We start from the raw sequence: 21,837 nt of genomic DNA on the forward strand, positions 1-21,837 counted from the left end.
ATCCATCATTTCGCACTTGAAGTTCAAAGTGCTACATGCTGTCTTATCTATCCGTACGCTATTAAACAGTCGCCTACACTTTTTCTTTAAACATACTGGTTGTTTTGTTCAGTTTTCAAAGATCAATTTCTATTGTTAATTTAGTAGCGACAACAATTAAATATTAGCATCAATGACGACTTATGTCAAATCCAATTACTGGTTTTTCTTTAAATCCCAACAATCAATGACTAACAGCGACAGTAACAGGTTTTATATTACATGGTATTATTCCAAAAGTCAACAATTTCTTGCAAGGATTTATATGGTGAATTTAACCATAACTAGTATAAACAACACAATTACAGCAACCTATACTGTTATAGCACTCTAACAAACAATTAGCGAAAGCGCCTTGGTTAGACTAAGGCAGGCATAAGACAAGACCTGCGTGGCCGTCTGTCACAGAAGGGATTGACTTATACCCCCGGGGCAAGGCGTGTTGCGCTAGATAGCTCTTGTATTTTTTCTTACTTTCTTATCTTTTAACATATAACGCCCTTTGCCAATGACAAAGAGCGTTCTTGTTAATTTGCGACAATATTAACTAATTTTCCTGGAACAACAATTACTTTTCTTACAGTCTTACCTTCTAGACGTTCTTTTATCAAATCATTCTCAAACGCCTTTTTCTCTAATTCTTCTTTTGATGCATCTTTATCTACTAATATTTTTGCTCTTACTTTACCCATTACCTGAATAGCAATTTCCACTTCGTTTTCTTCTAACTTAGCTTCATCATAGGTAGGCCAAGTAGAGTAGGCAACAGAATCGTTAAATCCGAGCTTTTGCCAAAGTTCTTCTGCAAGGTGAGGAGCTACAGGAGAAATCAACTTCACAAATCCTTCGATATACTTTTTAGGTAGTTGTTGTGCCTTGTACGCTTCGTTTACAAAAACCATCATTTGTGAAATACCTGTGTTAAATCGTAAATCCTCAAAGTTTTCTGTAACTTTCTTGACTGTTTCGTGATAAATCTTCTCTAACGTATCTTCTTCAACCTTATCAACAATTTTTGCAGAAAGTTCATTGTTATCATTAATAAGCAGGCGAAAAACCCTATCCAAAAATCTTCTAGCTCCGTCTAAACCGTTCGTTGACCATGCAATCGAAGCATCAAGAGGACCCATAAACATTTCATACAATCTCAATGTATCTGCACCGTGACTTGTTACAATGTCATCCGGATTAACTACATTACCCTTTGATTTACTCATTTTTTCATTATTTTCCCCAAGAATCATCCCTTGGTTAAATAATTTTTGGAACGGTTCTTTTGTTGGAACAACTCCAATATCATAAAGAAATTTGTGCCAGAAACGAGCATACAACAGGTGTAGTACCGCATGTTCTGCACCGCCAATATATACATCAACCGGCAACCATTTTTTTAAGTATTCAGGATCAGCAAGTTGATCTTCATTCCTGGGATCAATAAAGCGTAAGAAATACCAGCAGCTCCCCGCCCATTGCGGCATTGTATTCGTTTCTCTTCTACCTTTTTTCCCTGTCCTAGGATCGACAACATTAACCCAATCCTCAATATTTGCTAATGGAGATTCACCTGTACCTGATGGTTTTATTTCTGTTGTTTTTGGTAACACAAGCGGTAGCTCTTCTTCTAAAACCCCGGACATGGTACCATCTTCCCAATGAATAATAGGAATTGGCTCTCCCCAATAGCGTTGGCGGCTAAACAACCAATCACGTAAACGATAAGTAACTTTCTTTTCTCCCTTACCGTTCTCTACTAACCATTCAATCGCCTTATTAATTGCCTCAGCTTTGTTTAATCCGTTTAAAAATCCAGAATTAATATGCTTACCATCACCGGTGTAGGCCTCTACATTAACATCCCCACCTTCGACAACTGGTATAATTTCCAAATTAAACTTACGCGCAAATTCATAGTCTCGTTCGTCGTGAGCTGGAACTGCCATAATTGCGCCAGAACCATAGGACATTAAAACATAATCAGCAACCCAAATAGGAAGTCTATTACCATTAATTGGATTTACCGCATAGGCACCTGTGAAAATACCTGTTTTTTCTTTCGCTAAATCCGTACGTTCTAAATCACTCTTTGTATTCACTTGATTGAGATAACTTTGAACGTCATTCTTTTGATCAGGTGATGTTATTTTTTCTACTAATGGATGCTCAGGGGCAAGCACTGCATAGGTTGCTCCAAACAGAGTATCTGGTCTTGTAGTAAAGACCTTAAATGTTTCTTCCACCCCTTCAATTCCAAAATGAACTTCTGCCCCTTCTGATCGTCCAATCCAGTTACGTTGCATATCCTTAATACTTTCCGGCCAGTCAAGTTCTTCCAAGTCTTCTAATAACCGATCTGCATAAGCTGTGATTTTTAACATCCATTGCTTCATCGGTTTTCTTACAACAGGATGCCCACCACGTTCACTTTTGCCATCAATAACTTCTTCATTGGCAAGTACTGTACCTAGTGCTGGACACCAGTTTACTGGGACCTCATCAACATACGCTAAACCCTTCTCATACAACTTTAAAAAAATCCATTGGGTCCATTTATAATAGTGGGGGTTCGTTGTGTTAATTTCTCGGTCCCAATCATATGAGAAACCCAACTCTTGTATTTGTCGTCTAAAGGTATCGACGTTTTTTTTCGTGAATTCAGCGGGATCATTCCCCGTATCTAACGCATATTGCTCTGCAGGGAGTCCAAATGCATCCCACCCCATTGGGTGTAAAACCTCATAGCCTTGCATGCGTTTCATGCGAGCAATGATATCCGTAGCGGTGTATCCTTCTGGGTGCCCGACATGAAGCCCTGCTCCTGATGGGTATGGAAACATATCAAGAACATAAAACTTTTCTTTGCTTGTATTTGATTCAGCCTTAAATGTCTTATTTTTTAACCAATAATTTCGCCATTTTGTTTCAATTTCTTTATGATTGAACGACATACTTTTAGCCTCCTTATTTAGAACGTTATCATCTCCACGGAAGGAACGTACGTTCGAGCAATTAAAAAAAGCCTCATCAAATCCCATATGGGACGAGAGACTTTCCCGCGGTACCACCCAACATTAGCATAAGATTCCTTATGCCCGCTTTAATCCTTAACGTGGAAGAACGGCAGTAATTACTAAAGATTCACTACTGCAACATCAAAGGTGAGTTCATAAGGCGCAGGGATAGCTTACACCAACCGCTACCTCTCTTTTTTCCTGAATCCATTATTACTAATCCTTGTCAACGTCGTTTTATATTGTAATCGTATTTTAATGAATGCCTCCTGCTTTGTCAAGGATTCCCATTAAAGTAACACCTTTAAAAACGTTGTTTTCGCTAATACGAACCTTGATGAAAATCTTAGGACCGAGGGGGTTAGAAGCAAGTTGTTTTCCATTAAAAAGCTTGCAGAGTTTTTTCTGCAAGCTTTTGTCAAACAAAAATAGTTTATTCAAATTTATTAATCTCCACATGATCTAGAATCATGTCATTCATATATTGACTCACTTTTAAGTGGATTCGATGGAGCTGGTCTCGTTGTTCATGTGACGCACTAATCATCATTTTTCTTATATCTTCTTCTACATCCGCTAACTGTCGTTGTGCATTAGAATAGGACTCATCAACCTCATAACCATTTCGATTAGTTAAATCTAACACTTTGCCAGCTTCAGAAAGACACTGATTTGCTCTTGCAACTAAGTTATCAACAGATTCACGAGTTGCCATTTGTCATCACCTCATGGATAGTTTAATCAGGCTTATCTGTAAACATGTATGGAAGATGTTGACGTTAATTTGATACAATGGTTAGTAATTTACATGTAGAGAGGAAAAAAAACGTATGCTGTTAAAAATTTTACCATTCGCCCATGACTTGATGAAAAAAACACTTAATGAGGGAGACATTGCAATTGATGGGACATGTGGAAACGGTAATGACACTCTTTTACTAAGTACACTAGTAGGTGATAAGGGGAAAGTGTATGGCTTTGACATTCAACAGCAAGCGATTGAACAAACAAAACAATTGTTAGCTGACAATCATCGCAAAAACGTTTCTGTTATTCTTGATGGTCATGAGTACGTCGATAAGTATATAGATAAAAATGTGTTAATTGGCGGAGCTATCTTCAACCTTGGTTACTTACCACGAGGCAATAAAGAGATTGTTACAAAACCCAAAACCACAATTGCATCGCTAGATAAAATAATACAACTTCTAAAGCCAGGGGGAATGGTCGTTGTAGTTGTTTATTACGGGCACAAAGGTGGGGGTGATGAAAAAGATGCCATTATCAACCATTTGCAAAGATATGATCAGAAAACATATAGCGTATTACAGTATGGATTCATAAATCAAAAAAATACCCCCCCTTTTTTGTTAGCTATTGAGAAAAGTTAACGTGTAAGAAAAGAGCAAGTCGCGCCTTCGAAACAAGAAAACCGGACAAGCTCCGGTTTTCCCTACCCTTTTTTAAGCCTATTATAAAGCTTAACGTTTAAGTGAAAAAAGAATGACCTCAATCCACCTTTTTTTAACAAAGCTCTTGTTACTTCTTTATTCCCTGTTATTTCTTTCACTTTATTATCTGCCAAATATAGTCCGACTAGGCCACTATGTACCATTTCGTGAAACTGCTTATTTGGTAAATTCTTTACGTGAAGTTTTGTTTGCTCCATAAAATAAAGCAACCGTTTTTTCATATGGTCTTTATTTTTGTAATACGTACAAAAGTTCAAATCCCCTTCCTCTATGTCTTCCTTTTGGTCGATGTAATAATCAAGCAGAATATGTAAGCCTTGCATGTACGGAAAGTAACTCTTAAATATTTCATCTACAAACGTTTTTTCAACATCCTGCTCTAATGCATAAGAGACAATACAGAAAATACCTAGCGTAGAGCCACTGCACGCTGAAAACTCATACCAAGTTAAATTAGGAAATCCTTGTTTATATGTATTGAACCATGTTTCTAAACGTTTTTCTCGTTCGTCTTCCTTTACATGCTTGTGCACCTGCAAATCACTGTACAGTTGTTCTAATTTTAATAAATAGTCTTTAATTTGCGGGTAATATGTAATAGCGCTCAATGTAGACTGACATGTTAAGACCAAATCTTTAAGGTAATCGCCATCTTCCTGCTCATCACGATAACAGTAATAATTTCTTGTTGGGTTATTTGGCGAAAGTGCGTCTTCCATCGAATAATGTAACATGCGAAAGTCTTCTGGGTCTAAAGAAGTACTGCGATCACATAGGTTGTCCAAGTAATCACTAATCGTTTGATAGGCAACGATAAAACGTAGAGCTGTTTGCCAGTTGCTTTTTGCCAGGATACTATAGACGGCACCGCCTTGACAGTGGAATTTCTTTGAACTAATGCTTGCAAGAGCCTGTTCTCTTAGGTCTTTGTCTGGTATTTGTGTTGCTCTTTGTTTCCAATAGTTTATTTCCTTATCTACTTCTGGAAACACATGTTGGTAAACAAAACGCATTAAAAATGGAGCTGTTTTAGGAATTGCATTCAACAATAACCATTCCCTCTTTTCTAAGATAGTTGTCAGCAAACGCACGAATCTGCACATGTCTATGGTAATATTATATCATCTATAAAAAAGATATAACACGATAAGCCTCTTTTTAATCACACAATGTAGAAAGGAAGTGCCAATGAAAATGATAAGTGAATACAAAGGAAAAAAACCAACCATTGCCCCAACAGCTTTTGTTGCAGATGATGCGGTGATTACAGGCAATGTAGTGATTGGGGAACTATCAAGCATCTGGTTTAAAACAGTTATACGCGGAGACGTTGCACCTGTTCTGATCGGTAACGAGACAAATATTCAGGATCTTTCGTTATTGCACCAAAGTCCTGACCTTCCACTAATTATTGAGGATGAGGTAACAATCGGTCATCAAGTTACATTACACTCATCCATCATTCGAAAAAAAGCACTCATTGGGATGGGTTCGATTATCTTAGATGGAGCTGAAATTGGTGAACAGGCATTTATTGGGGCAGGAAGTTTAGTTCCCCCCGGTAAAAAAATCCCTCCAAACACACTTGCTTTTGGTCGACCAGCTAAAGTAATCAGAAATTTATCCGATAAAGATATTAAAGAAATGGAACGAATTAAAGATTCTTATGTAGAGAAGGGTCAATATTATAAAAACCTTTCTGGATAACGACGCCAAACGAGGAATAAGTTCTACAACATAAACGTATTGCTTGTTCGGCACTCTAAATAGCAAGGAGGTGCCACCGTGTTTTTGTTCTTGTTTCTTTTCTCCCTAATTATGGCTATCTTATTATATAATTTACCAAAAAAGACGTTTCGTCCTATCTTTAAGTCAGCTGTACACTTTTATACCTTGATGTTTAGTATAATTAGTCTTCTTATTACAGTATTTTTCCTTTATAACAATTATGATAGTTGGAAAAAATGGCTACAAATTGAGCCAAAAAAAGCAGTTGCATATGCTACCACAGAAAAATACCCGCACGAAAAACTTGCCAGCTTTACTTTGCAAGAAATACCGTTACAGTCATCTGTTCGGTTGGACGTACCACTTATGAAACAGTATCCAGAGTTGCCCCGCGGCTGTGAGGTAACTAGTCTGGCTATGTTACTGAAGTATTATGATGTGAATGTTAGTAAGATGCAATTGGCTAAAGAAATAACTAAAGACAAGACAAAATTCACCGAAACAGAAAATGGAATTTTTTTTGGTAACCCGTCAAAAGGGTTTGTTGGTAATATGTATTCCCTAAGCGAGCCTGGCTATGGTGTCTATCATCAACCAATTGCCAAGCTTGCAAGCAGCTATGTTGGAGAAAAAGTAATTGACTTTACCGGTGGTTCCTTTTTTGAAATATTGCAGTACATTAATCAAGGGAGACCTGTTTGGGTTATTACAAATTCGAAGTATAAAGAGTTACCTAAATCCGAGTTTGAAACATGGGAAACTGAAGACGGACCAATCGAAATAACGATGAGAGAGCATTCTGTTTTAGTTACAGGTTACGATCGAGATTATGTTTATTTTAACGACCCCATTACTGGCCAAGTAAAAAAAGCAGCGATGACAGAATTTGAAGATGCATGGGTGCAAATGGGGAAGCAAGCGATCACGGTTATACCGTGAGCTTGCTCTTTGTTTGGTCCTCTTCCTGCAATTGTTCAAAACAAAATTTACGTTCAACATATAGTTGATGCCAGAGCATGAACATTAATACTGTCCATATTTTCCGACTATAGTCCGCTTTCCCTAAACAGTGGTCTTCAAGAAGCTTGTCAACATATGTCTTGTGAAACAAATGGTCTGTTTCACTTTCTTTTATCAATTTTTTTGCCCAGCTATATAACTCCTTTTTCAACCAGTGACGAATTGGAACTGGAAAACCTAATTTTTTTCGATCAAGTACGTGATCAGGCACAATCCCTCGGGACGCCTCACGTAATATTGCCTTCGTTGTTCCATTTGCTATTTTCAAGTCAACCGGAATTTGACTAGCTACATGGAAAACCTCTTTGTCCAAAAATGGCACTCGTAACTCCAATGAGTTAGCCATCGTCATTTTATCCGCCTTAAGTAAAATATCACCACGAAGCCATGTATGAATATCAATATATTGCATTTGATTCACTTGATTTTCTCCAATTACATTGTCATAAAGTTGATCGGTAACTTGTTGATAAGATTGATTGTGATTGTATATCTTTAGTAGTTTGTTCTTCTCGATTTCTTCAAACATCTTCGCGTTACCGATATAACGATTTCGCAAAGGAGTTGTACCTCGTTCCAAAAAGCTTTTTCCTCGTACACCTTCAGGGATGACACTCGCCACACGAGATAACAATTCTTTAGCAGGGATTGGGATAGAGTCAAAAATCTTTAACGATTCTGGTTCACGGTAGATATTATAACCACCAAATAATTCATCAGACCCTTCACCAGATAAAACAACCGTTACGTGTTTCCTTGCCTCACGCGCAACAAAATAAAGTGGCACACAAGCAGGATCTGCTAGCGGGTCATCCATATGCCACATGATTTTCGGAAGTTTTTCCACATATTCCTCCGGTGTAATCATGTAAGAAATGTTGTCAACCCCTAGCTTTTCTGCTGTTTCTTTAGCAATATCAACCTCTGAATATCCCTCTCGCTCAAAACCAACAGAAAACGTTTTTAAATTCGGATTAACTTCTTTTGCTATTGCAACTATTAATGATGAATCAATCCCACCTGATAGAAACGAGCCTACTGGTACATCACTACGCATATGAACATTGACAGAGTCAAATAAAACATCTTGAATTCGCTTGATCCAATCCTGTTTTTTCATTAATACAGGATTGAATGTAGCATGCCAATACCTATGAAATTGAATGTTTTCACTAGGCTTTTTAATAAAATAATGGCCAGGTTCGACTTTGTTAATGTTGCTTGTCATCGTCATTGGTTCTGGAACATACTGAAAACTAAGATAATGTTGCAGTGCCTCTGTGTCAACTTCTTCTCTGTCTTGCAGTACCGTTAAACTTTTTTTCTCTGAGCCGAAATACATTCCTGATTCCGTTTCACTGTAAAACAATGGCTTAATTCCAAACGGATCTCTGACACCATATAGCGTCTGATCTTGTTTATCCCAAATAAGAACGGCAAACATCCCACGCAACTGGGCGAAGGCTTCTGGTCCGTGTTCTTTAAACATTGCAATAATAACTTCCGTATCTGATTCCGTTCGAAAGGAATAGCCTTTTTCCACTAATTGTTCTCTTAACTCGACATAATTATATACTTCTCCGTTAAAAACCATCCAAAATTGCTCATCGTTATAACTAAATGGTTGGTGCCCACTCTCTATATCGATAATACTTAGTCGTCTAAAGCCAAACGACACAAATTCATCATGATAGTATCCTTCATCATCTGGTCCTCTGTGGGAAATCAAATTGTTTCTTATCTGAAACTTTTCTTGATTGTCCGGTGCAGGGGTTTGAGCATGATTTCGAATCATTCCGATAAAACCACACATAACCTATTGCCTCTCCTTCTCTAATTAAGCTGAACCTTCTATTTGTTATCCATCCATGAGGTTTTAAACATACTTCCTGAGTATAACACAAGTTAATTAGGTACATCTATCTGAATAATCGTTCCTTTTAGTACCTTTCCTCGTTAAGGTTAAGTATTTACCATTACCGAAATGGTGCGCTAGACTCGTGAAAAAACGGTTTTGCGTAGCTTATCCTCTGGTTCTTTTTTCATTCGAAAAAACACAATCATCACAACAAGTAAACCGACAACTTCTCCTAATGATGATGCAATTGAACCATTTAACCCATTCCATTCTGGTACAAAAGAAATAAGAAATAGTAGTGAAATAACGACTGTACTAAGATTAAGAATTTGCGCTATTAGTATTTTGTTTGTCTTTCTTCGTAACATGAAAAATCCATTCATAAAATCAACCCAAGGAAAAACAAGTGTTTTAACAATAAATAATTGCAGTACATGAATCGTTGAACTAGTAAGACCTTCATTCGCACCCATAACAACCTCCATAAACCACATCCCAATCGGACTATAACAAAGAAGGATCAATAGTAATGAAGGTAAGAAACTAATAATGATAGTGAATTTAACTACCTTTTTTCGATGTTTTTCATAAAATTGAAGAACTAGCTGGTGAGTATAAGAAAAGAAACTTAATACCATGCCAGTAATACTAATTGCTAGTGCAAATGATGCAATGGCCATGTCTTTGTCATTTGTTTTCGATAAAAAAACATAAATAATTGGTATTAAAAAGGTTTGTGAAATGAAGTAAAAAAGTAAGGGATTATAAAAACGGATAATTTCTTTCATCTTAAGCTTTGAATTACTAGGACGCTTCTCGTTTAACAATGATTGTCCTTTCCAAACACTTATTACAGACTCAACAGCCATCCCAATCAAAAAAATCATCGCTCCAGTAAGACTCGTTATGTAACCAGAAACAACAAATAAATAAGATGCAACAAACATCGTAGCTAGACGAACGACAACCATAATCGTTAGCCACTTTGTTTGTCTCTCTTTAATTATAATCCCTTCGTAGATTCCCCTTATTCCTGAGAGTACCATGACAATTGTCAAAATTTTAAACGTATCCGATACCGTTTTGACCATATTAGCCTCAGCATTAAACCAATGAATAAATACCCAATCACCAATTGATGTAAAGCCTAAAATAAAACAAACTAACAGGACCACTGCAACTACATAGACTAAGAAAAGAATCAGCTTTTTAAACGACCTTTTATCCTTAACTAATGCAGAACATGTTTGTCTAAATATAATTAAAGGCTTTTCGATTATTCCAAAAATTGACATAGAAACGGCATAACAAGCAATAATAAATGCAGCGTTTTCGCCCCTACTCATCGTCCCATTTATAATGACATGTGTAATTGCAGTCAAACTGGCCGAAAATCCTAAAGGAATGAAAAATGCTACAAGCTGCTTATAGGAAAAACGCCCTTTCACACTTGGCAATGTACTTCCGCCTTTCACTTTTTGCTCTTTGGGATGTTAAGAAAACCCCATGTTAAGCAGTTATTCTGCTACATATTTTTGTTTTTATACTTTTACTAACGTTTTCATCACGCTTGTTTAAGACCTCAGGCGGGATAGGTGCCCTTGCGCTAGACAGCTAGGTTTTTCTACTTTTTTATCTTGGAACAAAAAGATCTGGACTGTTAGTCACATCCTGGTTGCCTAGACACTCAAAAACACGTGAATTCATTGTAAAGAATTCACGTGTTTTTATGAATAGAGAGACGACCAATTTATTAATCCCCTAATTTATTTGTTTAAATATTCCTTCATATCGACTGCCTTGTCCGTCTTTTCCCACGGGAAATCAACGTCAGTCCGGCCAAAATGTCCATACGCAGCTGTTTGCTTATATATAGGCCTTCTTAAATCAAGCATTTTTATAATCCCAGCAGGACGAAGATCAAATAATGTTCGAACTGCTGCGACTAATTCTTCCTCAGTAGCTTTTCCAGTGCTGAATGTGTCGATTGAGATAGACACAGGTTCTGCAACGCCAATTGCATAAGCTAACTGTACTTCACAAGAATCAGCTAGACCAGCAGCAACAATATTTTTAGCTACATACCTAGCCGCATATGCTGCAGAACGGTCGACTTTAGTCGCGTCCTTTCCACTAAACGCACCCCCGCCATGACGAGCATATCCACCATAAGTATCGACAATTATTTTACGTCCTGTTAAACCGGCATCCCCTTGCGGACCACCAATAACAAATCTTCCAGTCGGATTAATAAAATACTTTGTTTGTCCATCTAAGAAGTGCGCAGGTACTACCGGTTTGATGACATATTCTTTTATATCATCCTGAATTTGTTTTAAGTCAATTTCCGGATGATGTTGCGTTGAAATGACAATTGTATCAATTCGGATTGGTTTACCATTTTCATCATATTCTACAGTTACTTGGGTTTTGCCGTCTGGACGTAAATAGGTCAATGTTTCATTCTTCCTAACATCGGCTAACCGCTTGGACAATTTATGCGCAAGCGAAATTGGCAAAGGCATAAGTTCAGGCGTTTGATTGTTTGCATATCCAAACATCAAGCCTTGGTCTCCTGCACCAATTGCCTCAATTTCATTATCCGTCATCGTTCCTTCTCGTGATTCAAGCGCCTCGTTTACCCCTCCGGCAATGTCAGGAGACTGTTCATCGATTGCTGTTAGTACTGCGCAGGTCTCTGAATCGAATCCATACTTCGCCCTAGTATAGCCAATATCTTTTATTGTTTTCCTAACTATACTCGGAATATCAACATACGTACTTGTTGTGATTTCACCTGCAACTAGTACTAGTCCTGTAGTTACTGTAGTTTCACACGCAACTCTTGCGTTAGGATCATTTTTTAAAATTTCATCTAAGATGGCATCAGATATTTGGTCACTAACTTTATCAGGGTGACCTTCTGTAACTGATTCTGATGTAAATAATCGACGATTAGCAGCCATTCGGCTAAATCCTCCTTCATGTATCTAGTTAATACGGAATGATTTGAAATATTATGTTAACTGTCCAACAGGTGTTCTTCACATTTATTTTCAGTCTTTACTATTGTTGTTCAATTATGAAGTTATATAAGATTATTTCACAAAACAAAATTGTTAAAATAATCCTCTTATTCCGTTCGCATTTTATCGTAACGAAACACAATGCTAATGTCAATAAAGTGAACCTTCCTTTCCATTATGAGCCGGTTAATCTATCTTTTAAGACATCGAAGAGGGGAGGTGTGTTTTGAGCTTTTTCATACTAAAAAAGGTCTGACTTTTATGTACAAGCCTGACCTTCTACTCGTTTTGCTGATTTACTTTTCTATATTTTTCAATTTGTTCCAAACTTAATGGTAAAACATTATCTTTCATCATAAAACTAAAGTCTTGATCTGTCTCGATGTTTTCCGGTAGCTTATTCAATAATACTGGCCCTTCTGTCTCATAGTAATTGCTTTGCTTAGTCAATGTTGACACAGTTGCGTAATAAACATTTTTAGCAATATTTCCACCTTTACCATGGACATAATATTGCCCTATGTATGTTAGTTGACTTACACACCCCCCTGTTTCCTCCATCACCTCTCGCCTCGCAGCTTCTTCTGGCGATTCTCTTTTTTCGACCTTTCCACCTGGAAATTCAATTCCTCTATCACGATGTTTAGTTAATAGCCATTTTCCTTTATGCACACAAATAACCCAAACATGCTTGGGATCATTAGTAAAGGGATGATCCTCAAATGATAGCTTTACTTCATTATTGTAATAATCTTTAAAAATTTTCACCCGATCTCAGCTACCTTTTTAGTTGGATTAGAAGAATGTTAACCGTGACTAATACTTGTTAATCTCCATTTGTTGCTGTAGGTTAATTCTAGTTCTATTTTATATTCTCCGTACAATTCATTTTGATTGCTTTGACTAATTTTCACCTTATTATTACCTATATCTATCATCTCATATTTTTGATCTTTTTCAAACCATGGTGGTGTTTCTGTTGGTACAATGTACAAACCTGAATCCTTTTCCTCAAAATAGTAATCAATATATGGTTTGGCGACTTCTTTCGTCGCAATTGATTTAAATGCTTCTACTAGCATTTCCTTTGATTGGTAATTAATCACTTTATTATTCGAGTCACTTTGTTGGACGAGTAGACGGATAAATTCATCGGTAATCTTCACTAATTCATCATGAGTGAGTTCAACCTTTTCAACTTGTTGTTTCGGTGGTTGTTCCCCTTTATTTGATAAAACGTGTGAGTTACTCACGTAATCATCTTCTGCAAACACATCCCTATTTGGCTTAATTGTTGGCAAAACTAATAAAACTATAATTGCAATGACACCAATAATTCTCATCGGAATTTTCTTTTCACTCATCCTTGTCCCTCCTTACCTACTCATTTCCTCATTTTTCGACACTCAAACCTTTTTAAGCGTATTTCGTATATTAGACGCATTACGCAATGAAAAGGTTCCAATCAATGATGGAGGCAACAACAGAGAAACTGACTCAAAATGTTTGAGCCAGTTATCCATATCCACTAGCCAAGAATCCCCATACTTTCAATATGGTCTTTTGTTTTTTCGTCTCCTAATTTATGGATCGTACGATAGACTGAAACCAGCCCTTCATCATATTCATCGTTTGATTCGTCGTTATGATATTGCTCAAAAGGAACATGCGCCCGCCAGAATGATCGAATGTCTGAATCATGCATTGTTGTTAATTGCTGCCTTAGTAGGAACACTTCTTCATCGTCTGCGTAAATGGTAAAATCATCATTATCACCAACCTGAATTTGTGATATTTCCTGGGTAGCTACGTTGACAAAGTACTTTTTCTTTTCCAACTTTAACCCTCCTCTCCTTTAATTTTCTCTTTTTCAAAAGATTTATGAACAACTTTTCACTTTTTTTGCATAAGGTATCATACAAAGAAACTATTAAAAAGAAGGAAGGGATTACAATGAACTTTTCAGATGAGCTTTTTGAATTATATTTGCAGCATTTTGAAAATGATGAAAGGGAGTCACTCCAGCTATTTGTCCAATCGATTTTAGAGCAAATGGATCAACATGCAATTGAAAAGATTATTAAATCATATTCAAAAGGAGAACTCAGCGAAATGCTAACAAATCATATTAGTAATGATATCGAGGAAAAATTAAAAGGTACAAGCTCGTTTAAATGGTCTGTCTAAACAAAAAAACCCCATCTACTGATGAGGCCTTCGTTTCATCTATATTGTTTTTACTTTTGACCTTGATTCAGAAATGGCATTTTTTATTAAACAGCGCCCCTTACCATGTGGGATGCACATTGGAGTTCCAAACATCGGATCATAAGTTATATCACATTTCATTTGAAACACATCGCTTACCATATCGCAGTCAACAATTTCTTCCGGCTTACCTTGTGCGTAAACCTTTTTATCCTTTATTGCAACTATATGATGAGCATATCTACATGCAAGATTAAGATCATGTAACACCATAACTATGGTCCGATTATCTTTTTCATTTAAATCAAACAATAAGTCTAATATTTCAATTTGGTGTGTCATGTCTAAATAGGTCGTTGGTTCATCGAGTAGAATAGTATCTGTTTCCTGAGCTAATGTCATTGCAATCCACGCGCGCTGTCTCTGTCCGCCTGATAAGGAGTCTACGTAGCGGTCCTTCAGTTCGAACATATTTGTCGCCTCTAGCGCACCAAAAACTGCCCGTTCATCTTCATCCGACCAGCCTTTAAACATACTTTTATATGGATGTCTACCTTGTTTAACTAAATCAAATACAGTTAAGCCTTCCGGACTTATCGGGCTTTGTGGCAAAATAGCTAATTTTTTAGCTACTTCCTTCGTTGGGATTTTTGCGATATCTTCTCCGTGAAGAACAATCCCGCCCTCTTTTGGTTTTAATAACCGGGCCATTGACCGTAGTAACGTTGATTTCCCGCAACCATTCCCTCCAATAAATACGGTTATTTCACCTTTAGGAATGGTAATTGTTAAATCTTCTATGATATTTGTTTCTCCGTAACCCAATGTTAACTCTCTAGCTGTCAATGCTTCCATTTGCAATCTCTCCCTTACCGAGTTGCCTTTCGTTCTTAATTCCTCCCTCTAGTTTATTTTCTTTCCATTCTCCCGTCAATGATTTTGATAATCTTTCTCAATTTGCCATGTAGAGGATTGACTTACTCACTCAGGAGGGGTAGGCACTGAAGCTGGACGTGGCTGTCGCTGAATGTTATCCACGTTTGGTTTTTTTCTTATCTTGTAAGCAAAATTTAGTTGTGACTATTTTTAGAAATTCCGTCGAATAAATGGAGGATTTTACATCTAATATATAAATTCATAAATCTACTTTGGCATATTTTTGCTCTTTTACAATCTGCTCGTTTAGACTATAATAATACAGGAACAAATGTTCTGTTGGAGATGAATAGTGATGATGAATTATACTAATTTTCCCAAAAATGATGTTCTGTGTATTGATATGCGTTCTTTTTATGCAAGTGTAGAATGTGTAAAACGAGGCTTAGACCCAATGACAACAATGCTTGCTGTAGTTGGAGATAAGCAACGCTCTGGTAGTATTATTCTTGCCGCATCCCCACAATTAAAAAAACAGTACGGAGTCAAAAATGTTAGTAGGTATTTTGACTTACCTAATGACCCTGCTATACACGTGGTCGAAGCAAAAATGGGTGATTATTTAGACGTTTCAGTTGAAATTACGAAGCTACTAAATCATTATGTACCCAAAGAAGCGATTCACCAATATTCGGTTGACGAATTATGGGTTACGGTTAACGGATTACAAAGACTTTATGGTAGTCGCTGGAATGTAGCTCGGTTAATTAAAGAAGAGCTTTATGAAACGATGGGGCTTACTTGCTCTATTGGTATCGGCGACAATAAATTTTTAGCGAAAGTAGTTATGGATCTATATGCCAAACAATCAGGGATTGCAGAATGTACATACGAAGACGTTTCAGAAAAACTGTGGCCAGTAGCTGTTGAAGAAATTTGGGGGATTGGTAAACGAATGATGCGAAACTTAAATCGGATGGGAATGATTACTTTAGGACAACTCGCCAATTACCCCCTCGAGCAACTTAAGAAACGGTTTGGTGTAATGGGAGAGCAACTGTATTGGCATGCTTGGGGTATCGACTTGAGCCCTGTTATTGGTAATTTCCAAAAACAGGAACAAAAAGGATTTGGACATGGAATTACGTTATTACGTGATTACAACCAAGAGGAAGTGCTTGCTTGTATTCTAGATTTAGCAGAAGAGGTTTGTCGTCGGGCAAGGTTGGCAAAGAAAGCCGGAAGAACGATTCATTTAGGAATTGGTTACTCCATTGAACACGGTGGTGGATTTAGCAGATCCCGTTCTACCCACTTGCCCACCAATATTACAATGGATGTTTACCATGTATGCATGCAACTATTTTCAGAATTTTATGATGGACAGAGCAAAATAAGACGTGTATTTGTCACGTTAGATCATTTATTTGATGATGAAGAAACACAGCTTGACTTGTTTGAAGACAAAACAAAGCAAAAGGATTTAGGCTATGTCATGGATTATATACGGGAAAGACACGGCCCGACAGCTATTTTACGCGCCACTAGTTTTACCCATGCCGGTGTAACATTAGAACGGAGTAAAAAAATAGGTGGGCACAAAGCTTAAATGCGAAAAAGAATAAGCACGCCCTTAAAGCGTGCTAATCCTTTTACTTTGGAATAAAACGAGTAAGCTTATGCCTTACTAGTTTGTTCGATGCATTTCTAGGAAGTGTGTCAACGAAATATATTTCCTTAGGTATTTTATAGTTTGCAAGCTTTGCATGACAAAAAGCTAAGACTTGTTCTTCAGTCAATTTAGTATCTGACCTTACTAGAAAGGCAATCGGAACACTCCCCCACTTTTCATCTGCTTTTTTTGTAACACCGGCTTCTTCTACACCTTCCATCCCTAGCAACACACTTTCAATTTCAGCAGGATAGATATTTTCACCACCAGAGATGATTAAATCCTTTCTGCGGTCAACCACATATAAAAAACCATCCTCATCAAAATATCCGATATCTCCTGTTGCAAGCCAGCCGTTATGAAAGGAGCGTTTGTTAGCATCTTCGTTATGGAAATACCCATTAGTAACCATCGGTCCTTTCACGTAAATCTCCCCGTAAACAAAAGCAGGCTGTTCGTTCCCATTTTCATTAATAATCTTTAACTGAGCCGGAAAAAGAGCCTTACCAGCAGACCCTAGCTTGTCTAAAGCATTGTTTGGACTTAATGTTGCAATTTGCGAGGATGTCTCTGTCATACCATACGTTTGAAAGACAGGAACATTCGCTTGTGCTGCTCTTTCTAGCAATGGCTTCGGTGCTGGTCCCCCACCCAAAAGCATACAGCGAAACGTGCTTGGATAATATTCTGACTGTAGCCATTGAAGTAGGCGGTCAAGCATAACGGAAACGACCGAAGCAATCGTAACACCTTCGTTCATTATTGCGTGATGCACCGCTTCAACGTCAAATTTTTCTAAAAGGTAAACAGTCATACCATAGATACAACTTTTTAGTAGGATGGATAGACCGCCAACATGAAATAGAGGTAGAGCCGCAAGCCACTTTTCATTAACATCTAAACCAAGATTTAAAGCTGATGAGATAGCACTCCACCAATGGTTTCCATAAGTATGAACAACCCCCTTTGGAAATCCTGTTGTGCCGGAAGTATAAATAATTGTAAATGGAGCATTCAGATCAATTTCTGTTCTTAAATTTGTCTCCTTTTCACCGAGACGCCAAACATCAGAAAATGAATACAAAGATATAGGTGATGCAAGTGACTGAACGATGCTTTGACAAGCCCCACTCGCCTCGTCTGACGTCAGCAATAACGAGACATTTGCATCTGTCAATTGGTGGGAAACTTCTGAAGTAGACAATCTCGTATTGATAAGGACCGCTACAGCCCCAAGATAAGATAGACTATGTAGAACAACAACCATTTCAGCTGAATTTGGCGAATAAACACCTACACGGCTTCCCAAAGACACGCCAGCGGAGGATAACCTCTTTGCCAAGCTTTTAGCCTTTGTTTTCAGTTCGATAAAGGTTATCGGATCTTTAAATGGCTGTTGGATAGCGATATGATTAGGAGTTAAATCAGCACGCTTATCCAACCAATGTGGCATCATATTAGTCATTACCATTCTCCTCAAGTAAGTAATTCGAGCAAAAAAGCTGACTCAATTGGATATCTACCAAAAAGTCAGCTAAGTTAAGTATATGTTTATTAGCTTAAGGGAAACGAGGGAATTGCTTAAAGTCAGGATTGCGCTTTTCTTTAAATGCGTCGCGTCCTTCTTTTGCCTCATCTGTTGTGTAATACAATAAAGTGGCGTCTCCACCCATTTGTTGCAAACCAGCTAACCCATCTGTATCGGCATTAAGCGATGCTTTTAAGAAGCGCAGTGCAGTAGGAGATTTCTCGAGCATTTCTTCACACCACTTAACGGTTTCTGCTTCTAGTTGCTCAAGAGGAACAACTGTGTTTACTAATCCCATGTCTAAGGCTTCTTGCGCGTTGTATTGACGACATAAGAACCAAATTTCCCTTGCTTTCTTATGCCCAACAATACGTGCTAAGTAGCCAGCACCATACCCAGCATCAAAGCTTCCTACTTTTGGTCCTGTTTGGCCAAAAATAGCATTGTCTGCTGCTATAGTTAAGTCACAGATCACGTGTAAAACATGACCACCGCCAATAGCATAACCAGAAACCATCGCAACAACAGGCTTAGGAATAACACGAATGAGTCGTTGTAAGTCCAGTACATTCAAACGCGGGATTTGGTCATCTCCAACATATCCACCATGACCTCTAACCTTTTGGTCTCCACCCGAGCAGAATGCTTTATCCCCAGCACCCGCCAGTACGATAACACCGATTGATGAATCGTCACGAGCATAAGCAAACGCGTCAATTAACTCATTTACTGTCTTTGGGCGAAACGCATTTCGAACCTCAGGGCGGTTAATCGTAATTTTAGCAATACCATTGTATGTTTCATATAAAACATCTTCATATTCTCTTTCTTTTATCCATTCTACAGCCATTTTAATTTCCTCCATTTTGTAAAAATTCATTTACTATTGTACCAAAAAAATCGGGATCTTCCACATGAACTGCATGTCCCGTGTTAGGTACAACGATTAACTGGCAGTTTCTCATTTTTCCGGACATTCGTTTTGCAATAGAAACAAACTTCTCATCAAGCTCACCAACGATTAACAAAACATTGCTATTCAATGTTGGAAGCTTATCCCACCAAGAAGGCATTACACCAGTCCCCATTCCACGTAACGAGAATGCAAGACCACTTGCACATTGGGCTAATCGTTCTTTTTTAATTTTTGCTTGTTGGGTAGCTGAAAGTTGTTTTTGACTGTTGAATAAAGGAATGTTTTCCCAGAATGCAACGAAGGAGGCAATCCCTTCTGATTCAATTTTTAATGCCAATGCATCATCTTTGGTTTGACGTTCAATTTGTTCAGTAACCGTTGATAAACCCGGAGAAGCACTTTCCAAAACAAGTGACCTTACCATTTCTGGGTATATCATTGCAAAAGAAAGTGCTGTTCTGCCTCCTAATGAGTACCCAACCATCGCTGTTTGTTTCACGCCATGTTGGAGCAAAATCTCACGCAAATGCTGGCAAAAAGCTTCCATTTTAACCACGGTGTCTATCTTTGTTTGGCCATGACCAGGTAAATCAATAGCGAGCACTTTATATTCCTGTTTTAACCTTTTTATCAGGTACCCCCAGTTTGCTATACTACCCGTGAAACCGTGTAGTAAGACAACAGGTTCACCTTCACCATATATCTCAACCCAATAATCGACACCATCGACTTTAACGTACACCTACTCACCTCGCAACTCTTTTAACAACTTGTTTTGAATGAGTTTCCATTTTTGCTGATGCCATTTCACATTTTCATCTCTATTCGTCTGTACCTCAATAATTGATATGCCTTCTTTGATATAAGCATTAGCTAGTCCTACTTTAAATTCCTCCCAGGATGTTACTTTCGTATAACTAGCACCATATAATTCTGCCGTATAGAAGAAATCAATATCTAATGGGGTTCCAAACAATACTTCATAATGTTTAGACTTTTCCTTTGCTTGAGGAAGAAAGGAAAAAATACCTCCGCCATTATTGTTAATTAATACTATCGTTAAGCGTAATCCATACTGTTTTGCAAGTAGTAAACCATTCATATCGTGAAAGAAAGTAAGGTCACCTACTAATAGTGTAACAACCTCACCATGCGCTGCAGCCCCTAAACCACTTGATGTTAAACCATCAATTCCATTAACCCCTCGATTTCCAAGCACTTTAATTTCCTTGTTTGTACGCAAAAAGAAAGTATCCATGTCTCTAATTGGCATACTATTTCCGACATATAATGTACTCCGATTTGGCGTGTATTCCTGGAGGTACTTAACTACATGCCCTTCTGTCAATTGATTTGGATCATCTTCAGTCATCAGATGATGTGTGCAAATAGCATTCATTTGATTCCACTTATGTAGCCACTCTTTATCACTTGTTAATAGATTTAATCCTTCTAAAGCAGCACAAAATGCAATGGGATTGCTATAAATAAAATGACTACCCATACCAACAGGCTCCCGAAAACCAGCATGTTCTTCTATAACAAAGTGATCAATCAATGGATTTTCCTTCAAAAGGAGCATATAGGATTTCGATACAGGCATTGCTCCAAACCGGATGATGTAATCGGGTTTAAGATAGTCTCGGACTTCTTTACTCTTCAAAATTGTATCATAGCTTTCAATGACATTTATCTTTGGATGTGTTCCTGCTCTAATACCCGAAAGTGGGTCAGCTAACAACGGTATATTGTAGACTTCTGCTAAACGAGCAACTTCACGAGCCAATTCATCATCTTCTTGAGGACCACATACAAGAAGTCCTCGCTTATGTTGTTGCAATACGTTAGTTAGTTTCAATGCGTCATGATGCGTTACTGCTTTACTACCATCAAAAAATTCATGAAACTTTACACTCCCCTTTTCGCCCCAAAGATTTTCAATAGTGAAATCCGGGACAAGCGGTTCTCTAAAAGGAAAGTTTAAATGGACAGGACCAGCATTTCCAGCATTAGCTAGAAAGACTGCTCTACTTGCCATGCCACGAACATAGCTAAACAACGTACTATCTGGAAGAGCCATTTCCTGAAACCACTTGACGTGTTTTCCATACAAATTTATTTGGTCAATGGCTTGAGGTGCACCAACATCACGCAATTCATGCGGACGATCTGCGGTAAGTACGACTAAAGGTACTCTGGCATAATAAGCCTCAACAATAGCAGGAAAGTAGTTAGCCGCAGCAGTTCCTGACGTACAAACAATGGCAACTGGCTTTCTCAGTTGCTTTGCCATTCCTAAAGCAAAAAAAGCAGCTGACCGTTCATCTAAGTTAATCCAATGATGAATGTTTGGATGTTCAGCAAATGTCATCGCCAACGGAGTAGACCTTGAGCCAGGGGAAATAACTACGTCCGTTAGACCACTTTGATATAACTCGTCTATAAAATTGGCAACGTATCTTGTTAACACTTCAGTATGTGTCATT

Annotated in this window: 20 protein-coding genes and 1 other annotated feature; of the genes, 5 read left to right on the forward strand and 15 right to left on the reverse strand. The window is 37.9% G+C overall.

The window, feature by feature from the left end; all coding sequences use genetic code 11:
- Nucleotides 1-566: 566 nt before the first annotated feature.
- The 3 genes from leuS to NC799_RS15390 form a co-directional block, all read right to left on the reverse strand.
- On the reverse strand, nucleotides 567-2,984 hold the full coding sequence (gene leuS, locus NC799_RS15380) for a leucine--tRNA ligase (RefSeq protein WP_272447329.1): 2,418 nt from the start codon (nucleotides 2,982-2,984) through the stop codon (nucleotides 567-569).
- A gap of 85 nt (nucleotides 2,985-3,069) precedes the next feature.
- Nucleotides 3,070-3,286 (reverse strand) — a binding site (T-box leader).
- Between the two features lie 16 nt (nucleotides 3,287-3,302).
- The gene (locus NC799_RS15385) at nucleotides 3,303-3,488 is read right to left on the reverse strand and encodes a hypothetical protein (RefSeq protein ID WP_272447330.1); all 186 of its coding nucleotides are present in this window, start codon (nucleotides 3,486-3,488) and stop codon (nucleotides 3,303-3,305) included.
- Entirely contained in the window at nucleotides 3,481-3,762 is a 282-nt protein-coding gene (locus NC799_RS15390; protein ID WP_272447331.1) for a DUF2524 family protein, read from the reverse strand. The genes NC799_RS15385 and NC799_RS15390 overlap by 8 nt, the downstream gene beginning before the upstream one ends.
- A gap of 115 nt (nucleotides 3,763-3,877) precedes the next feature.
- Here NC799_RS15390 and mnmM point away from each other — a divergent pair, with 115 nt between their 5' ends.
- Entirely contained in the window at nucleotides 3,878-4,438 is a 561-nt protein-coding gene (gene mnmM / locus NC799_RS15395; RefSeq protein ID WP_272447332.1) for a tRNA 5-(aminomethyl)-2-thiouridylate-methyltransferase MnmM, read from the forward strand.
- A 62-nt stretch (nucleotides 4,439-4,500) separates the two neighbouring features.
- Here the strand turns inward: mnmM and NC799_RS15400 are convergent, their stop codons facing one another.
- A complete protein-coding gene (locus tag NC799_RS15400; protein ID WP_272447333.1) occupies nucleotides 4,501-5,568 on the reverse strand; it encodes a tetraprenyl-beta-curcumene synthase family protein in 1,068 nt (355 codons plus the stop codon).
- A gap of 145 nt (nucleotides 5,569-5,713) precedes the next feature.
- Here NC799_RS15400 and NC799_RS15405 point away from each other — a divergent pair, with 145 nt between their 5' ends.
- Together NC799_RS15405 and NC799_RS15410 are read left to right on the forward strand one after the other, a co-directional pair.
- The gene (locus NC799_RS15405; RefSeq protein WP_272447369.1) at nucleotides 5,714-6,226 is read left to right on the forward strand and encodes a gamma carbonic anhydrase; all 513 of its coding nucleotides are present in this window, start codon (nucleotides 5,714-5,716) and stop codon (nucleotides 6,224-6,226) included.
- Nucleotides 6,227-6,304: 78 nt separating this feature from the next.
- On the forward strand, nucleotides 6,305-7,186 hold the full coding sequence (locus NC799_RS15410) for a C39 family peptidase (protein WP_272447334.1): 882 nt from the start codon (nucleotides 6,305-6,307) through the stop codon (nucleotides 7,184-7,186).
- Here the strand turns inward: NC799_RS15410 and asnB are convergent.
- From asnB to NC799_RS15440, 6 genes are all read right to left on the reverse strand, one after another.
- Nucleotides 7,176-9,080, reverse strand: a complete 1,905-nt coding sequence (gene asnB, locus NC799_RS15415) for an asparagine synthase (glutamine-hydrolyzing) (RefSeq protein ID WP_272447335.1) — start codon at nucleotides 9,078-9,080, stop codon at nucleotides 7,176-7,178. The two genes, NC799_RS15410 and asnB, sit on opposite strands and share 11 nt — an antisense overlap.
- A gap of 179 nt (nucleotides 9,081-9,259) precedes the next feature.
- A complete protein-coding gene (locus NC799_RS15420; RefSeq protein WP_334313869.1) occupies nucleotides 9,260-10,582 on the reverse strand; it encodes a multi antimicrobial extrusion protein MatE in 1,323 nt (440 codons plus the stop codon).
- Between the two features lie 309 nt (nucleotides 10,583-10,891).
- Complete coding sequence (gene metK, locus NC799_RS15425) at nucleotides 10,892-12,091, reverse strand: methionine adenosyltransferase (RefSeq protein WP_272447336.1); 1,200 nt, start codon at nucleotides 12,089-12,091, stop codon at nucleotides 10,892-10,894.
- Nucleotides 12,092-12,430: 339 nt separating this feature from the next.
- Nucleotides 12,431-12,919, reverse strand: a complete 489-nt coding sequence (gene ytkD, locus NC799_RS15430; protein ID WP_272447337.1) for an RNA deprotection pyrophosphohydrolase — start codon at nucleotides 12,917-12,919, stop codon at nucleotides 12,431-12,433.
- Between the two features lie 38 nt (nucleotides 12,920-12,957).
- Nucleotides 12,958-13,515 carry a hypothetical protein gene (locus tag NC799_RS15435; protein WP_272447338.1) on the reverse strand — a complete coding sequence of 186 codons (558 nt, stop codon included), beginning with the start codon at nucleotides 13,513-13,515 and terminating at the stop codon, nucleotides 12,958-12,960.
- Nucleotides 13,516-13,679: 164 nt separating this feature from the next.
- A complete protein-coding gene (locus tag NC799_RS15440; protein WP_272447339.1) occupies nucleotides 13,680-13,988 on the reverse strand; it encodes a hydrolase in 309 nt (102 codons plus the stop codon).
- A 116-nt stretch (nucleotides 13,989-14,104) separates the two neighbouring features.
- On the opposite strand from NC799_RS15440, the gene NC799_RS15445 reads away from it, so the two are divergent.
- On the forward strand, nucleotides 14,105-14,338 hold the full coding sequence (locus tag NC799_RS15445) for a DUF6154 family protein (protein WP_272447340.1): 234 nt from the start codon (nucleotides 14,105-14,107) through the stop codon (nucleotides 14,336-14,338).
- A 39-nt stretch (nucleotides 14,339-14,377) separates the two neighbouring features.
- Here the strand turns inward: NC799_RS15445 and NC799_RS15450 are convergent, their stop codons facing one another.
- The gene (locus NC799_RS15450; protein ID WP_272447341.1) at nucleotides 14,378-15,214 is read right to left on the reverse strand and encodes an ABC transporter ATP-binding protein; all 837 of its coding nucleotides are present in this window, start codon (nucleotides 15,212-15,214) and stop codon (nucleotides 14,378-14,380) included.
- A gap of 379 nt (nucleotides 15,215-15,593) precedes the next feature.
- Here NC799_RS15450 and NC799_RS15455 point away from each other — a divergent pair, with 379 nt between their 5' ends.
- Entirely contained in the window at nucleotides 15,594-16,844 is a 1,251-nt protein-coding gene (locus tag NC799_RS15455; RefSeq protein ID WP_272447371.1) for a Y-family DNA polymerase, read from the forward strand.
- Between the two features lie 43 nt (nucleotides 16,845-16,887).
- Here the strand turns inward: NC799_RS15455 and NC799_RS15460 are convergent, their stop codons facing one another.
- From NC799_RS15460 to menD, 4 genes are all read right to left on the reverse strand, one after another.
- Nucleotides 16,888-18,372: an o-succinylbenzoate--CoA ligase gene (locus NC799_RS15460; RefSeq protein ID WP_272447342.1), complete on the reverse strand. Its 1,485-nt coding sequence runs from the start codon at nucleotides 18,370-18,372 to the stop codon at nucleotides 16,888-16,890.
- A gap of 94 nt (nucleotides 18,373-18,466) precedes the next feature.
- Nucleotides 18,467-19,285 carry a 1,4-dihydroxy-2-naphthoyl-CoA synthase gene (gene menB, locus NC799_RS15465; protein ID WP_272447343.1) on the reverse strand — a complete coding sequence of 273 codons (819 nt, stop codon included), beginning with the start codon at nucleotides 19,283-19,285 and terminating at the stop codon, nucleotides 18,467-18,469.
- A 1-nt stretch (nucleotide 19,286) separates the two neighbouring features.
- Nucleotides 19,287-20,093, reverse strand: coding sequence for a 2-succinyl-6-hydroxy-2,4-cyclohexadiene-1-carboxylate synthase (gene menH, locus NC799_RS15470; RefSeq protein ID WP_272447344.1), 807 nt, complete (start codon nucleotides 20,091-20,093; stop codon nucleotides 19,287-19,289).
- Entirely contained in the window at nucleotides 20,094-21,836 is a 1,743-nt protein-coding gene (gene menD / locus NC799_RS15475; RefSeq protein ID WP_272447345.1) for a 2-succinyl-5-enolpyruvyl-6-hydroxy-3-cyclohexene-1-carboxylic-acid synthase, read from the reverse strand.
- Nucleotide 21,837: the final 1 nt, after the last annotated feature.

It is taken from the genome of Aquibacillus salsiterrae, from assembly GCF_028416595.1.
In the GTDB taxonomy this organism is placed as follows: domain Bacteria; phylum Bacillota; class Bacilli; order Bacillales; family Amphibacillaceae; genus Aquibacillus_A; species Aquibacillus_A salsiterrae.

Excerpts from the sequence above, each read along its gene's own strand:
- menD (WP_272447345.1), bottom strand. The coding sequence starts at position 21,836 with ATGACACATACTGAAGTGTTAACAAGATACGTTGCCAATTTTATAGAC.
- metK (WP_272447336.1), bottom strand. The coding sequence starts at position 12,091 with ATGGCTGCTAATCGTCGATTATTTACATCAGAATCAGTTACAGAAGGT.
- asnB (WP_272447335.1), bottom strand. The coding sequence starts at position 9,080 with ATGTGTGGTTTTATCGGAATGATTCGAAATCATGCTCAAACCCCTGCA.
- menB (WP_272447343.1), bottom strand. The coding sequence starts at position 19,285 with ATGGCTGTAGAATGGATAAAAGAAAGAGAATATGAAGATGTTTTATAT.
- leuS (WP_272447329.1), bottom strand. The coding sequence starts at position 2,984 with ATGTCGTTCAATCATAAAGAAATTGAAACAAAATGGCGAAATTATTGG.
- NC799_RS15460 (WP_272447342.1), bottom strand. The coding sequence starts at position 18,372 with ATGACTAATATGATGCCACATTGGTTGGATAAGCGTGCTGATTTAACT.
- NC799_RS15455 (WP_272447371.1), top strand. The coding sequence starts at position 15,594 with ATGAATTATACTAATTTTCCCAAAAATGATGTTCTGTGTATTGATATG.
- NC799_RS15435 (WP_272447338.1), bottom strand. The coding sequence starts at position 13,515 with ATGAGTGAAAAGAAAATTCCGATGAGAATTATTGGTGTCATTGCAATT.
- NC799_RS15390 (WP_272447331.1), bottom strand. The coding sequence starts at position 3,762 with ATGGCAACTCGTGAATCTGTTGATAACTTAGTTGCAAGAGCAAATCAG.
- NC799_RS15405 (WP_272447369.1), top strand. The coding sequence starts at position 5,714 with ATGATAAGTGAATACAAAGGAAAAAAACCAACCATTGCCCCAACAGCT.
- mnmM (WP_272447332.1), top strand. The coding sequence starts at position 3,878 with ATGCTGTTAAAAATTTTACCATTCGCCCATGACTTGATGAAAAAAACA.
- NC799_RS15445 (WP_272447340.1), top strand. The coding sequence starts at position 14,105 with ATGAACTTTTCAGATGAGCTTTTTGAATTATATTTGCAGCATTTTGAA.
- NC799_RS15450 (WP_272447341.1), bottom strand. The coding sequence starts at position 15,214 with ATGGAAGCATTGACAGCTAGAGAGTTAACATTGGGTTACGGAGAAACA.